Below are 14350 nucleotides of genomic sequence, written 5' to 3' on the forward strand. Positions count from 1 at the left end.
GCACTCCGTGCCCCGTCGTACCGTGGCCCGGCCGGTGAGGGGCCTCTTGGCCCCGCCATCTGCCGTCCGGGCGACCTTGCCTGAGTCGCCGGTCAGTCAGGTCATGTGGCCTGCTGCCCGGCGGGCACGGATTGTTATGCAATTTATCGGCCACGTCTACATTCGATCTACAGCGGTCCCGCAAGCCTTCACGGAACGACGATCTTGATTACGCTGCCCTGTTGACGCGGTTCGAGGGCGAGTCAAGGAGGTCGTGTGGGCGAGGGGATCTTCATTCGCCTGCTGGGGGCGGTGACCGCGGAGCTCCATCGCGGAACGGCCGCAGAGCATGTCGATCTCGGGCCCGCCAGGCAGCAGACCACCCTCGCGATCCTGGCCGCCGCCGTGGCCCGGCCCATTCCCATGAGCCACATGATCGCCGGCATCTGGGGCGAGGACGCCCCGCGCAATGCCGAGCAGAGCGTCTACACCTACATCGCCGGGCTGCGCCGGGCCTTCGAGCCCGGTCGCGGGCGGCGTGAGCCGTCGCGGGTGCTGGCGGGGACCCCGGCCGGCTACGTCTTACGGGTGGAGCCCGCCCAGGTGGACGCGCTGCTGTTCGCCGAGAGGGTCGAGGAGGCCAGGCGGGTCCGGCGCGCCGGTGACGACCCCCAGGCCGTGCGCCTGCTCGACGAGGCCCTGGCGATGTGGCGCGGCACCGCGCTGAGCGGGCTGTCCGGCCCGTTCGCGGAGACGGAGCGCGACCGCCTGGAGCAGCTCCGGCTCGCCGCCCTGGAGCTGCGCGCGGAGAGCCTGCTGCGCCTGGGCCGCCACCGGGACATCGTCGAGGAGCTGCGCCATCTCACCCGCCGCAACCCGCTGCGCGAGCGGGTCCGCGAGCTGCTCATGACGGCCCTGTTCCGCTCGGGCAGCCCGGCCGAGGCCCTGACGGTCTATGAGGAAGGCCGGGTCCTGCTCGCCGAGGAGCTCGGCCTGTCGCCCGGCGAGGGGTTGCGCCGGTGCCACGAGATGGTGCTGCGGGCCGATGCGGCACCCGCCCCGAGCGCGCCGGCACCTCACGAGACGCCGCACCAGTTACCCAGGCCGCTGGCGGAGTTCGTGGGCAGGTTTGCGGAGATCGCGCGGCTGAAGGAGCGGCTCGCGACCTCGCCGAGCCCTTTGCTGATCATCACCGGGCCGCCGGGCGTCGGCAAGTCGGCGCTCGCCGCCCACGTCGCCCACCTGGCCATGGACCAATTCCCCGATGGCCAGCTCTACGTCAACTGCCGGGGCGCCACGCCCGAGCTGCCCGCGCTCACCCCGCTCGACCTGCTCGGGCGGTTCCTGCGCGCGCTCGGCGTGCCGCCCACCTTCGTGCCGGCCGACCTGGACGAGGCGGCGGCCGCGTGGCGCAGCCGCCTGCACGACCGGCGGGTGCTGGTCGTGCTGGACGACGCCGCCGACCTCGCGCAGATCCGGCCGCTGCTGTCGGCCTCGCTCGGCAACACGCTGCTCGTGACCAGCCGGGAGACCATGAGCTGGGGCGAGGACGCCGTCCAGCTGGAGCTCGCCAGGATGTCGCCGGCGGAGTCGGCCACGATGCTGGCCAACCTGGCCGGCGCGAGCCGGATCTCGGCCGACGCGGGCGAGACGGCCAGGCTCGTGCGCCTGTGTGACGGTCTCCCGCTGGCCTTGCGCATCGCCGGGGCGCGCCTGGCCGGTCGCCCCGACTGGAGCGTCTCCGCGCTGGCCTCCCGGCTGAGCGACGAGCGCACCCGGCTGCACGAGCTCGCGACCGGCGACCTGGCGGTCCGCTCCAGCCTGGCCGCCAGCCACACCGCGCTCGAACGCGGCTCGCGCCCCGTGAACCGGCTGGCCGCGCGCATGCTGTCGCTGCTGGGGCTCCTGCACGTGCCCGAGATGACCGCGGAGGTCGCGGGGGCGCTGGCCGACGTCACGTCCGGCGAGGCGGAAGCGGCCCTGGAGCGGCTGGTGGACGCCCACCTGCTCGATCGCGCCGCCCCCGGCCGCTACCAGCTGCACGACCTCGTCCGCCTCTTCGCCGGCGAGCTGCGTCCCGCCGACCGGCGCGGGCCGCTGATCCGCGCGCTGTCGTACTACGCCGCCTCCACGCGCCTGGCCAGCCATGTCAGCGACCCGCACCGGACGCAGCCGGCGGCCCCGCTCGACGCGGTCCCGCACGAGGTCCGCACCGCGCAGGAGGCGAAGGCGTGGCTGCGCGAGGAGGAGGCCGTCCTGTCGGCCGCGGCCGTGCAGGCCATGAACTCCCCCGACGACGCGATCGCCCGGCTCGGCGTCAATCTCACGTTCGGCCTCATCTGGCCCCAGGAGCGGGCCTACCACATGGCGGAGATGAAGGAGCTGAACACGCTGGCGTTGCGGGTGAGCGAGCGCCTCGGTGACGAGGCCGGCGCCCTGGTCGCGCACGGCCACATCGCCAACGCCCTGCGCATGACGGGACACACGGACGAGGCCGTCGCCCACCAGCTGTCCTCGCTGGAGCTCGCCCGGCGGATCGGCGACGCCTTCGGCGAGATGCGCGCGCTGGGCAACGTGGCCAACGCCTACAACTCGGGCGAACGCTACGAGGAGATGCTGCCCTGGGCGGAGCGCCAGCTCGCCCTGGCCAAGAGCATCGGCGCGAAGGTGGGGATCCGGTACGCGCTGCTGATGATCGGGCACTCCCACCTCGGCATGGGACGTCCGGAAATGGCGCGTGAGGCGCTGCACGAGGCGCTGGCCGAGTCCGAGGAGGCGGGCGACGCCACCCATGAGGCGAACAGCCGGCTCGCGCTCGGCGAGACCTACCTCGGCCTGGACGACCCGGAGCAGGCCCTGCCGCACCTTCTCAGGACCCGCGAGCTCTTCGAGGCGAGCGGTTACCGGATCGGGAAGGTGCGTTGCCTGATCGGGCTGTCGCGGGCGTACCGGATGCTCAAGGATCCCGGCCGGGCCCTGTCCTACGTCGACGAGGCCCTGGCCGGCGGGGGCGGGCTCGGCCACGCCCGCTGGGAGCGGCGGCTGAGGGAGGAGAAGGCGGCCGTGGACGAGGCGCGGGGGGCTAGCGGGGCGGGCCCGTGTCCCTGAGCGCCAGGAAGAAGTCGACCCGGTCGGCCATGGTCGCCAGATTCCTCCCGGTCAGCTCCTCGATCCTGCGGATCCGGTAACGGACCGTGTTCACGTGCACGTGGAGCCGCTCCGCGCAGGCGTTCCACGAGCCGGCGCAGTCGAGGAAGATGCCGAGCGTGCGCACCAGCTCGGACTGGTGCCGCCGGTCGTAGTCGAGCAGCGGCGACAGCAGCCGCGCCGTGAACGAGCGGCGCACGTCTCCCGGCACCGTGGCCAGCAGCAGGGCGTGCGTGTAGATCTCGTCGCTGGTGACCACTCCCCCGGCGCGGGCCTCGGCCAAGCGCCTGGCGTGCCCGGCCTCCTCCACGCCGCCCTTGACGGCGCCGGCGCCGGTCAGCGCGCCGCTCACGCCGACGCACAGGCGGGTGTCGGGCAGGGCGGCGAGCACCTGCGCCCCGGCGCGCAGCCGGTCGGCCAGCTCGGCCGTGGTGCGCTCGCGCAGCGGCACCACGGCGATCGCGCCGTCCGCGCCCGCCGCCGCCACGACCTCGCGGCCGAGCAGCTCCTCCACGACCTGCCCGCCGAGCGTGGCGGGGTCGGGCCCGCGGGTGGCGCCCTGCCTGGGTGCGGTGGCGTTGACCACGGCGTATGGCGCCGCCGCGTCGATCCCGCAGGTCCGCAGCCTGGCGTTGAGCTCGGCCGCGTCGGACTCGGCCAGCGCGGCCACGATGAGCTGCTCGGTCAGACGGCGCTCGACCCGGCGGCCCTCCTCCATGCGGTTGCGTTCGAGGCCGACGCAGGACGCCAGCTCGTAGCCCAGGTCGGCGCGGCCCATCAGGTCGCCGTCGCAGGCCAGCGCCCAGCCCGCGGCCCGGTGGCCGCGCCCGACCGCGAAGATCGTGTGGTCGCCGACGCGCGCGGGCAGCCGCGGCGCCGTCAGGTACGCCCTCGCCAGCCGTACGGGATCCCTGGCCGCGCCCACGATCACCTCGCCCGACGCGGACAGCACGGCGCCGGTGACGCCCAGCTCGGCGGCGGTCAGCGCGAACAGCTCGCGCAGGTCGGCACCCTCGGCGATGGCCGCGACCAGCCTGCGGTGGCGGCCGAGCGCGTCGCGCACGTCGCCGGCCAGCCGCGGCACGACCAGCTCCGTCAGCGTCCGGAACGACACCTCCGTCGGCACCTCGACCAGCGGCAGACCGGCGGCCTCGCACGCGGCCACCAGGTCGGCCGGGACGTGGCCCAGCCACGCCTGCCCGGCGCCCAGCGCGGCGACCCCCGCCTCCACCAGCGCCGCCACGAACCTGGCCGAGTTTCCCGGCTCGTGCCACCACATCAGCCCCGACAGCACCAGCTCGCCGCCGCTCAGGTAGCGCCCCGGCTCGGGCAGGTCGGTGATGTGCACGGTGCCGAACTCGCGCGAGGGGTCGCCGGCGAGCAGGGTCAGGCGCAGTTCGTCGATGGCCAGCAGGTCAGAGATGCGCACTTGGAGGAATATACAAGGCGCCGAGGCCAACCGCTGACCGGGATTTCACGCGACGCGCATAGGATCCGGCGCGGCGGCGGTGCTCTACTCGGAAGATGACGGAGACCGCGTACACGACCCTGCACGGCGCGGGGGTCGGTGAGAGCGCGCGGCGGCCCGACGCGACGCTGAAGGTGACCGGCGAGTTCGCCTACGCCTCCGACCTGTGGCTGGACGGCATGGTGTGGGGCGCGACGCTGCGCAGCCCGCACCCGTCGGCCTGGATCCGGTCGATCGACGTGGGGCCCGCGCTGAAGATCCCGGGCGTGCTGACCGTGCTGACGCACGAGGACGTGCCGGGCGAGAAGTTCTACGGGCTCGACCACAAGGACCAGCCCGTGCTGGCCATCGACCAGGTCCGCTTCCAGGGCGAGCCGGTGGCGGTGGTCGCCGCCGACCACCCCGAGACCGCGCGCAGGGCGGCGGCGGCCATCGTGGTCGAGTACGAGGTGCGCGAGGCCGTGACCGACCCCCGCCGGTCCCGGCGTTTCGTGCGGCACCAGCCGGTGCGGCGGGGAGACACGTTCGAGGCCGAGGTCGTGGTCACGGGCGAGTACGAGGTCGGCATGCAGGACCAGGCCTTCCTCGGCCCCGAGTCCGGCCTGGCGGTCCCGGCCGAGGACGGCGGCGTCGACCTCTACATCGCCACCCAGTGGCTGCACGTGGACCGCGACCAGCTCGCCCCCTGCCTCGGCCTGCCCCCGGACAAGGTGCGCCTGACGCTGTCCGGCGTCGGCGGCGCGTTCGGCGCCCGCGAGGACCTGTCGATGCAGGTGCACGCGTGCATGCTGGCGCTGCGGCTGAACCGGCCCGTGAAGATCGTGTACGGCCGGGAGGAGTCGTTCTTCGGCCACGTGCACCGCCACCCGGCCCGGATGCGCTACGAGCACGGCGCGACCCGCGACGGCAAGCTGGTCTACGTCAAGGCCGACATCCTGCTGGACGGCGGCGCGTACTGCTCCTCCTCCCCCGCCGTGGTCGGCAACGCCGCGTCGCTGGGCGTGGGGCCGTACGAGGTGGAGAACGTGCAGATAGACGCCACCGGCGTCTACACCAACAACCCGCCGTGCGGCGCGATGCGCGGCTTCGGCGCGGTCCAGGCGTGCTACGCGTACGAGTCGCAGATGGACCGGCTGGCCGAGGCGTGCGGCCTGTCACCCGTGGAGATCCGCGTGCGCAACGCCGTCTCCCAGGGCTCCCACCTCATCACCGGCCAGGTGATCGACTCTCCGGCCCCGCTCGCGGAGATGCTGCGGGACCTGGAGGCGATGCCGCTACCGTCGGAACCCCTTGATGACCTGCGGTCGATGCCCGGGGGCGTGTCCCAGACCACGCACGGCGAGTCGGTGCGCCGCGGCATCGGCTACGGCGTCGGCATCAAGAACATCTGCTTCTCCGAGGGCTTCGACGACTACTCCACGGCCAGGGTCCGCGCCGAACTGGTGGGCGGCGAGCCGCACGTCACCGTGCACACGGCCGCCGCCGAGGTGGGCCAGGGACTGGTGACGATCCAGGCCCAGATCGCCCGCACCGAGCTGGGCATCGCGAACGTGACCGTGGCCACCGCCGACACCTCCGTCGGCTCGGCCGGCTCGTCGTCGGCCTCGCGCCAGTCGTACGTCACGGGCGGAGCGGTGCGGGCCGCCTGCGAGGCGGTGCACAAGCGCTTCAACGGGCTGCCGCCGGAGGAGGCGCTGGAGAAGTTCGGGCCGATCGAGGAGACGCGCGAGTACCGGCACCGCCCCACGTACCCGATGGACCCGATCACCGGGCAGGGCGACTCCCACACCCAGCTCGCCCTGTGCGTGCACCGGGCCGTCGTGGACGTGGACGTGGAGCTGGGCCTGGTCAAGGTGGTCGAGCTGGCCGCCGTCCAGGACGTGGGCCGCATCCTGAACCCGCAGGCCCTCGAGGGCCAGATCCAGGGCGGGTCCGCGCAAGGGCTCGGGCTGGCGCTGATGGAGGAGATCCAGGTCCGCGACGGCCGGGTGCTGAACCCGTCGTTCACGGACTACCTCATCCCCACGATCCTCGACATGCCGCCGATGCAGATGAAGATCCTGGAAAATGCGGATCCGGCGGCGCCGTACGGGTTGCGCGGCGCGGGCGAGCCCCCGACGCTCTCCTCCACCCCCGCCGTCGCCGCCGCCGTGCGGGCCGCGACCGGGCTGCGGTTGACTCGGGTTCCGATTAGGCCAGAAGATATCGCGTTGTTTGATGACGGATCGACAATGGGGGTATCCGATGGCAAGCGCTCGTGAAGCGGCCGAGGCGGAGTTCCGGCGCTTCGACACTGACGGCGACGGCCTGCTGACGGCCGACGAGATCCGCCGGGCCAACGAGGCGCTGGGCGGGCAGGGCGCGTCCGAGAGCGAGATCGAGGCGTTCATCAAGTCGGCCGACAACGACGGCGACGGGACGATCGGGCTGGAGGAGTTCATGGGGCTCGTGGGTCACGGGCGCCACGAGAAGGCGTGATCTCCTCACCCGCCGGGTAGCTATGCGCCATCCCCCTTGATCATGCGAAGGGGGATGGCGGGTGCTCGACCGTTTCTTCGAGCTCACCGGGCGGGGGACGACCGTCGGCCGCGAGGTGCGTGGCGGGGTCACCACGTTCGTGGCCATGGCCTACATCATCCTGCTCAACCCGATCATCCTGGCCGGCGCCACGGACGTCACGGGCGCCCGGCTCTCCATCGCCCAGCTCACCACCTCCACCGCGCTCGCCGCGGCCGTCTCCACGCTGCTGATGGCCTTCGTCGGCAACGCGCCCTTCGGCCTGGCCGCCGGGCTCGGCCTCAACGCGGTGGTCGCCTACCAGGCCGCGCCGCACATGACGTGGGCCCAGGCCATGGGCCTGGTGGTGCTGGAGGGCTTCGTCATCATCGTGCTGGCCGTGACGGGCCTGCGCACGCTGATCATGAACGCCATCCCGCTCGCGCTCAAACACGCCATCAGCGTGGGCATCGGGCTGTTCATCGCCCTGATCGGGCTGGTGGACTCCGGGTTCGTGACGCGGGGCACCGGCACGCCCGTGCAGCTCGGCGCCACGGGCCACCTCGTCGGCTGGCCGGTCGTCGTGTTCTGCTTCGGCCTGCTCCTGATGATCGTCCTGTTCGTCCGCAGGACCCCGGCCGCGATCCTGATCAGCATCGTCGTGACGGCGGCCCTGGCCATCCTGGTCAACTCGGTCGCCAAGGTCTCGCCCCGGTCGTGGGGCGTGGTCACGCCGCACGTGCCGGAGCGCCTGGTCGCGGCGCCGGACTTCGGGCTGGTGGGCGCGTTCGACCTGTTCGGCGGGTTCGGCAGGGCGGGGGCGCTGACGGCGGCCGTGGTGCTGTTCACGCTGGTGCTGTCGGGGTTCTTCGACGCGATGGGCACGATCATCGGCGTGAGCGACGAGGCCGGGATGGTGGACGAGCGGGGCCAGGTGCCCCGGCTGGGCCGCATCCTGACCGTGGACGGCGTGGCGGGCATGATCGGCGGCTCGGTGAGCTCCTCGGCGAACACCGTCTTCGTCGAGTCCGCCGCGGGTGTCGGCGAGGGCGCGCGGACCGGTCTGGCCAGCGTGGCGACCGGGGCGCTGCTGGGGCTGACGCTGCTGTTCACGCCGCTGGCCTCGGTGGTGCCCGCCGCCGCTGCCGCGCCCGCGCTGGTGCTGGTCGGGGCGCTGATGATGACGCAGAGCAGGAACGTGCCCTGGGACGAGCTGGACGTGGCCATCCCGGCGTTCCTGACGATCGCGTTCATGCCGTTCACCTATTCGATCACGAACGGGGTGGGCGCCGGCGTGATCGCCTACACCCTCGTCAAGGCCGCCAGAGGGCGCTTCTCCGAGATCCCGTGGCTGCTCTGGATCGTCTCGCTGATCTTCGTGGCCTACTTCGCGATCGACGGGCTGGAGGAGCTGTTCGGTTAGCGCATGTCGCCGCTGTTGCAGGCCACGCCGTTGCCGTCGACGTCCACGTACCAGGAGTATTCCTCGTGGGTGCCCTTGTAGTAGGGGCCGTCCCCGGCGGCCACGGCCTCCTTGCAGCCGGCGTAGCGCTTGTCGGGGGTGCGCCGCGGGCCCGACGCGGGGCCCGTGGCGGGGCCCGTGGCGGCGGGGTTGGTGCCCGGGGTGGTGGCGGTGCCGGGGGTGGTGTTCTGCTGGCCCGGAGGGTTGTTCTGCTGGCCGGGAGGGGTCTGGTTGTTCTGCGGCGGGGTGCCGCCGGGCTGCTGCGGCTGCGAGGCGGGGTCCGTGGGCTGCGTGGAGGCGCCCGGCGTGGTGCCCAGCAGGCGGGTCACCAGCGCGTCGGCCTCCTCCTTCTCGAAGCCCGAGATGCTCATGCTGTCGCCGTCCATGTACTGGGTGACGACGGGCGCCGCCAGCACGACCTTGGGCGCGTCAGGCTGCGCGGGGGCCAGCACGATGGCCACCTGCCGCTGGTCGGGCACCAGCTCGTCGATGAGCTGCACCAGGCGCTCCCTGAACCGCGGGGCGATCGCGATGCGCACGGAGTATTGGCCGTCCTTCTCGCGCACCGGCTCGATCCGCTGCACGGCGTCGACGGTGACGCCGTCCTCCAGGAAGTAGCAGTTCTTCTGCTCCTGGTCGAGCACGGCCTCCGCGCCGGGGCACGGCGCGGCCTTGGCCTCCCGTACGGGGGCGAAGTGGATGGGCACGGCCAGTTGCTGCGCCGGCGCGGCACCCAGGAGCGGCGTGTCGGGATTTTTGGTCATCAGGACGGCGATCGAGCCAACCACTCCCGCGACCAGCACGACGAGCACGAGCGAGACGATCAGCAAGATGGTGGTGGCCTTGCTGGCCTTCGGCTCCCCGGGGTCCGCGGGTGGCGGCTCTTCCGGCTTGTCCATCTATGGCGATCCCATCCTGACGTTCGGACTGCCGGTGAGCCTATCGAGGTACGGCGGCACCGGGGTAATCAGCCCGATAATCCTCACCTATTCGGGGGAGAGAGGAAGAATGGAGGCGTAAGCGCACAAGAGCGAGAAGAGTTCGGCCATGAAAGTCGGTGTTCCGCAAGAGCTCAAGAACAGCGAATATCGGGTGGCCCTTACCCCGGCCGGAGTGCACGAGTTCGTGCGCCACGGGCATCGGGTCTTCGTGGAACAGGGGGCAGGCGTCGGCTCCGCGATCCCCGACGACGACTTCGCCGCGGCGGGGGCCGTCATGGTCCCGGACGCCGACGAGGTCTGGGCGGCCGCCGACATGGTCATGAAGGTGAAGGAGCCGGTGCCGGAGGAGTACCACCGGCTGCGCAAGGGGCAGGTGCTGTTCACGTACCTGCACCTGGCCGCGTCCAGGCCCTGCACGCAGGCCCTGCTCGACTCCGCCAGCACCGCCGTCGCCTACGAGACCGTCCAGACGGCCGACCGGGCGCTGCCGCTGCTCGCGCCCATGTCCGAGGTGGCGGGCAGGCTGGCGCCGCAGGTGGGCGCGTACCACCTGATGCGCTCGGGAGGCGGCAGGGGCGTGCTGATAGGGGGCGTCTCCGGCGTGCGCGCGGCGCAGGTCGTGGTCATCGGAGCCGGCGTGTCCGGCATGAACGCCGCCGCCATCGCCCTCGGCATGCAGGCCGAGGTGCTGCTGCTCGACAACAACATCGACAAGCTGCGCCAGGCCGACCTGATCTACCAGGGCCACTGCCAGACCGTCGCCTCCAACACCCTGGAGATCGAGCAGGCGGTGACGGAGGCCGACCTGGTCATCGGCGCGGTGCTGGTGCCCGGCGCCAAGGCGCCGACGCTGGTGAGCAACGACCTGGTGAGCCGGATGAAGCCGGGCTCGGTGCTGGTGGACATCGCGATCGACCAGGGCGGCTGCTTCGAGGACTCCCGGCCGACCACGCACGAGCGGCCCACGTACCGGGTGCACGACTCGATCTTCTACTGCGTGGCCAACATGCCCGGCGCGGTGCCGCACACCTCGACGTTCGCGCTGACGAACGTGACGCTGCCGTACGCGCTGGCCATCGCCGACCTGGGCTGGAAGCGGGCCATGCGCGAGGACCCGGCGCTCGCGCTGGGCCTGAGCACCTACGACGGCCACCTGACCAGCCGCCCGGTGGCCGAGGCGCACGGTCTGGAGTGGACGCCCGTCGAACACGCTCTTTCGTGAGCCTTCTGTCCATCACATCCGGCGCGAGTTACGCTAAGTAGCGCTAGACTACTTAGAGTAACTGATCGGAGTCATGATGGCGCAGAAGAGCAGCTTCCGCGAGAGCGCGGAGCGCAACTTCAAGGACTTGGACGCCGACGGCGACGGCTTCCTGACCCGATACGACTACCTGTCGCTGGCCCAGCGGCGGCTGGAGCAGACCGGCGTGCGCGCGGACTCTCCCGAGGCCGAGGCGGTCGTCAACGCGTTCCTCAACGCCTGGGACACCCACGCCCGGGCCCTCGACACCGACCGCGACGGGCGGATCAGCAAGGAGGAGTACGTCACGTCCTTCGAGTCGCTGGTACGCACGGGCGCGCTCGAAGCCGTGCTCGCGCCGATCACCCGGGCCACCTTCGCCGTCGCGGACCGCGACGGCGACGGCTGGATCACCATGGAGGATTTCCGCACCGTCTGGAACCGCGCGGACACCGACCTCGCCGCGGCCTTCTCCCGGGTGGACGCCGACGGTGACGGCCGCATCTCCTTCGAGGAGTACTCGCGCGCCCGTCAGGGCCTCCTCATCGACGGGGTGTGAGAGCCCCGTCACGGGCGTCGGCCGGAGTTCCCACACCCACGAGGGGGCGGCCACGCCGCCGAAGGGGCCACCCACCCGCCCCTCCGGCGTACCGCCGTTCCCGGCTCCGGCCGATGCCCACCGGCCCCGCGCGGGCTACTTCTGCGACTGGCTGGGCGTCGGCGAGATGGTCTCCATCGGCGGCTGCTGCTGGTTGGCCTTCGGCTCCGGCGGCAGCGGCGCCTGGTCGGCCGTCGTCGTGATGGCGTCCTCGCCGCCGCACGTGGCGCCGGGCTCCGGCGTGTCCTTACCGTTCTGGAACTTCTTGATGAACGCCCCCAGCTTCGGGTCGGCGGAGTCGTTCAGCTTGAGCTGGTGTCCCCACGACGACGCGACCACCGGCGCGGGCAGGTTGGGGTACGGGCTGACCAGCATGTAGTCCTGCTGGCCCGTGGACGACGCCACTTCCTTCAGCTTGTCGACCTGCGCCTTGGGCAGGTCGGGCCGGTAGGTGATCCAGACGGCCCCGTGCTCCATGGAGTGCACGGCGTGCTCACTGTGGATGGGCTTGTCGTAGACCGAGCACGCCTGCCAGTAGTTGTTGTGCTGGCCGCCCACCGGAGGGTTCTCCTTGTAGGTGACCGCGTTCCACACGTGCTGCCCGGCCTCGTACTTGAAACTGGCCACGGCGTCCAGCGAGGTCTCCCTGGCCTGCTTGACCAGATAGAAGCCGACCACGCCGACGAGCACCACGATGATCAGACCGCCCGTCCCCCACATGAGCAGCGCGGCGCGGCGTTGTTTGCGCTTCTGCTCGGCCCGCATCTTCGCAAGATGCTCGCGCCTCGCCTGCGCCTTCTCCTTCGTCATCGTTCCTCCATCGGCGTACCAACTCCGGTCACCCTATTGCCTCCCGGCGTATGCGGAGAATAAGGCGCTTATAAGCGTCCGATCACGACGCCATCGGTGGGTACGCTGGACGGGCCATGGAAAAGCCCGTGAGTAAACCCATCCTGATCGCCTGCGGCGTGCTCGTGCTCGCCGTGGCCGCATTCTTCCTGTTCGGCCGTGACGGCACGCCCGGCGACACCTCGGCCGAGGCCGGGTTCGCCCGCGACATGGCCACGCATCACGCCCAGGCCGTGGACATGTCGTTCATCGTCAGGGACAAGGGCCCGGCCAAGGAGATCAGAAACCTGGCCTTCGACATCATCAACACCCAGGCCAACCAGCGCGGCATGTTCCTGGGCTGGCTGCAGCAGTGGGGTCTCGACCAGGCCACCGACCAGAAGCCGATGGCCTGGATGGCCGGCCACGGCCACGGCGGCACCGCGACGCCCGCCAACGGGGCCGCGCCCGGCTCCATGCCCGGCATGGCCACGCCGCAGGAGCTGACCCAGCTCAAGGAGGCGCAGGGCACGCAGGCCGAGGTGCTGTTCCTGCAGCTGATGATCCGCCACCACGAGGGGGGTGTGCAGATGGCCGAGGGGCTGCTCAAGCTGTCCACGCGCGCCGAGGTCGTCAGCATGGCGCAGAAGATCGTCCAGGGGCAGAGCGGCGAGATCAAGCTCATGACCGAGCTGCTCAAGCAGCGCGGCGCGCAGCCCTACCCGTCGATCCTCAAGCCCCAGTAAGGCCGGCCGTGGACGGGGACGCCGACGCGGTCGTGGTGGGCTCCGGGCCCAACGGGCTCGTCGCCGCCGTCACGCTGGCCCGCGCCGGGCGCAGGGTGCTGCTGCTGGAGGCCGCCGACCGGTTCGGCGGCGGGCTGCGCTCCGGCGAGCTGACGCTGCCGGGGCGGGTGCACGACCTGTGCGCGACGGTGATGGCGATGGCGGTGGCGTCTCCCGCGTTCCGGGCGCTGGACCTTCCGGGTGTGGAGTTCGCGCATCCTCCGGTGCCCGTGGCCCATCCGCTCGACGACCGTCCCGCCGTACTCGTGCACCGCGACGCCCACCGCACCGCCCAGGGCCTGGGCCGCGACGCGGGCGCGTGGCTGGCGACCGTGGGCGCGGCCGCCCGCGCGGGGCTCCCGCTGGTGGACCTGCTCCTCAAGCCGCTCGGCCCGTGGCGGGCCACGGGGCCGCGTACGTTCGCGCAGGCGGCCGGGTTCGGGCTCGCGGCGGCCCTGCCCGCCACGACGTTCGCCCGGCGGGCGTTCCGGACCGTGGAGGGGCGGGCGCTCATCGCGGGCATGGCCGCCCACTCCGTACGGGACCTGCGCGCGCCCATCACCGCCGGATACGGGCTGATGCTGGCGTCCCTGGCCCACCTGGCGGGCTGGCCGCTGGTGCGGGGCGGGTCGCAGGTGCTGGCCGACGCGCTGGTGGCCGAGCTCAGGTCGCTGGGCGGGGAGGCGGTCACCGGCCACCGCGTGCGCCGGCTGTCGGAGCTGTCCGCGCCGACGGTCGTGCTGGACGTCTCGCCCCGGCAGTTCCTCGCGATGGCGGACCTCCCGGCGGGCTACCGGCGGCGGCTGGCCCGCTTCCGGTACGGTCCCGGCGTCTTCAAGATGGACTGGGCCCTGGACGGGCCGGTGCCGTGGCGGGATCCGGCGGTGGCGGACGCGGGCACGGTGCACCTGGGCGGGACGCTGGAGGAGATCGCGCTGAGCGAGGCGGAGACGACCGCCGGCCGGCACTCGCCCCGGCCGTACGTGCTGGCGGTCCAGCCGTACGCGGCGGATCCGACGAGGGGCGGGCACACGTTCTGGGCCTATTGCCACGTGCCCGCCGGCTCGACGGTGGACATGACGGACGCCATCGAGACCCAGATCGAGCGGTACGCGCCCGGCTTCCGCGACCGCGTCCTGGCCCGCCACACGATGGGCCCGGCCGCGATGGAGGCCGCCAACCCCAACCTGGTGGGGGGCGACATCACCGGCGGCCTGACCAGCCTGGTCCAGTTCCTCCGCCGCCCCGTCTGGTCGCCGGCGCCGTGGCGCACCCCGCTGCCGGGCGTCTTCCTGTGCTCGGCCTCCACCCCACCCGGCCCGTCGGTACACGGGATGGGCGGCTGGCAGGCGGCCCGCCTCGCCCTGCAGGCCACCCCCGCCAAGCCATAACGACCACCGGCGGCG

At 72.3% G+C, this 14350-nt stretch carries 11 protein-coding genes; 8 read left to right on the forward strand and 3 right to left on the reverse strand.

What is annotated here, in order from left to right:
- Positions 1–255: 255 nt before the first annotated feature.
- A complete protein-coding gene (locus ACWDRB_RS43265) occupies positions 256–3087 on the forward strand; it encodes a BTAD domain-containing putative transcriptional regulator (protein WP_449904115.1) in 2832 nt (943 codons plus the stop codon).
- On the opposite strand, the gene ACWDRB_RS43270 is transcribed toward ACWDRB_RS43265, so the two are convergent.
- Positions 3062–4555: a PucR family transcriptional regulator gene (locus ACWDRB_RS43270; RefSeq protein ID WP_449904118.1), complete on the reverse strand. Its 1494-nt coding sequence runs from the start codon at positions 4553–4555 to the stop codon at positions 3062–3064. The genes ACWDRB_RS43265 and ACWDRB_RS43270 overlap by 26 nt on opposite strands.
- 95 nt (positions 4556–4650) lie before the next feature.
- Between ACWDRB_RS43270 and ACWDRB_RS43275 the strand changes: the two genes are divergently transcribed.
- The 3 genes from ACWDRB_RS43275 to ACWDRB_RS43285 all read left to right on the forward strand — a co-directional run bounded on the left by ACWDRB_RS43275 (position 4651) and on the right by ACWDRB_RS43285 (position 8513).
- Positions 4651–6855 carry a molybdopterin cofactor-binding domain-containing protein gene (locus ACWDRB_RS43275; protein ID WP_449904121.1) on the forward strand — a complete coding sequence of 735 codons (2205 nt, stop codon included), beginning with the start codon at positions 4651–4653 and terminating at the stop codon, positions 6853–6855.
- Positions 6839–7072, forward strand: a complete 234-nt coding sequence (locus ACWDRB_RS43280) for an EF-hand domain-containing protein (RefSeq protein ID WP_357729518.1) — start codon at positions 6839–6841, stop codon at positions 7070–7072. The genes ACWDRB_RS43275 and ACWDRB_RS43280 overlap by 17 nt, the downstream gene beginning before the upstream one ends.
- A 61-nt stretch (positions 7073–7133) precedes the next feature.
- Positions 7134–8513, forward strand: a complete 1380-nt coding sequence (locus tag ACWDRB_RS43285) for an NCS2 family permease (RefSeq protein ID WP_449904124.1) — start codon at positions 7134–7136, stop codon at positions 8511–8513.
- On the opposite strand, the gene ACWDRB_RS43290 is transcribed toward ACWDRB_RS43285, so the two are convergent.
- Complete coding sequence (locus ACWDRB_RS43290) at positions 8510–9451, reverse strand: excalibur calcium-binding domain-containing protein (RefSeq protein WP_449904127.1); 942 nt, start codon at positions 9449–9451, stop codon at positions 8510–8512. The genes ACWDRB_RS43285 and ACWDRB_RS43290 overlap by 4 nt on opposite strands.
- Positions 9452–9599: 148 nt before the next feature.
- Here ACWDRB_RS43290 and ald point away from each other — a divergent pair, with 148 nt between their 5' ends.
- Positions 9600–10715: an alanine dehydrogenase gene (gene ald, locus ACWDRB_RS43295; RefSeq protein ID WP_449904130.1), complete on the forward strand. Its 1116-nt coding sequence runs from the start codon at positions 9600–9602 to the stop codon at positions 10713–10715.
- Between the two features lie 73 nt (positions 10716–10788).
- On the forward strand, positions 10789–11292 hold the full coding sequence (locus tag ACWDRB_RS43300; protein ID WP_350728689.1) for an EF-hand domain-containing protein: 504 nt from the start codon (positions 10789–10791) through the stop codon (positions 11290–11292).
- 135 nt (positions 11293–11427) lie between these two features.
- Here the strand turns inward: ACWDRB_RS43300 and ACWDRB_RS43305 are convergent, their stop codons facing one another.
- Positions 11428–12141, reverse strand: coding sequence for a DUF3105 domain-containing protein (locus ACWDRB_RS43305; RefSeq protein WP_449904133.1), 714 nt, complete (start codon positions 12139–12141; stop codon positions 11428–11430).
- 128 nt (positions 12142–12269) lie between these two features.
- Between ACWDRB_RS43305 and ACWDRB_RS43310 the strand changes: the two genes are divergently transcribed.
- The gene (locus ACWDRB_RS43310; protein ID WP_397371407.1) at positions 12270–12905 is read left to right on the forward strand and encodes a DUF305 domain-containing protein; all 636 of its coding nucleotides are present in this window, start codon (positions 12270–12272) and stop codon (positions 12903–12905) included.
- 8 nt (positions 12906–12913) lie between these two features.
- Positions 12914–14335 carry a phytoene desaturase family protein gene (locus ACWDRB_RS43315; RefSeq protein ID WP_397371408.1) on the forward strand — a complete coding sequence of 474 codons (1422 nt, stop codon included), beginning with the start codon at positions 12914–12916 and terminating at the stop codon, positions 14333–14335.
- Positions 14336–14350: the final 15 nt, after the last annotated feature.

This window comes from Nonomuraea sp. NPDC003707 (assembly GCF_053587055.1).

Excerpts from the sequence above, each read along its gene's own strand:
- ACWDRB_RS43275 (WP_449904121.1), top strand. The coding sequence starts at position 4,651 with ATGACGGAGACCGCGTACACGACCCTGCACGGCGCGGGGGTCGGTGAG.
- ACWDRB_RS43280 (WP_357729518.1), top strand. The coding sequence starts at position 6,839 with ATGGCAAGCGCTCGTGAAGCGGCCGAGGCGGAGTTCCGGCGCTTCGAC.
- ACWDRB_RS43290 (WP_449904127.1), bottom strand. The coding sequence starts at position 9,451 with ATGGACAAGCCGGAAGAGCCGCCACCCGCGGACCCCGGGGAGCCGAAG.
- ald (WP_449904130.1), top strand. The coding sequence starts at position 9,600 with ATGAAAGTCGGTGTTCCGCAAGAGCTCAAGAACAGCGAATATCGGGTG.
- ACWDRB_RS43300 (WP_350728689.1), top strand. The coding sequence starts at position 10,789 with ATGATGGCGCAGAAGAGCAGCTTCCGCGAGAGCGCGGAGCGCAACTTC.
- ACWDRB_RS43305 (WP_449904133.1), bottom strand. The coding sequence starts at position 12,141 with ATGACGAAGGAGAAGGCGCAGGCGAGGCGCGAGCATCTTGCGAAGATG.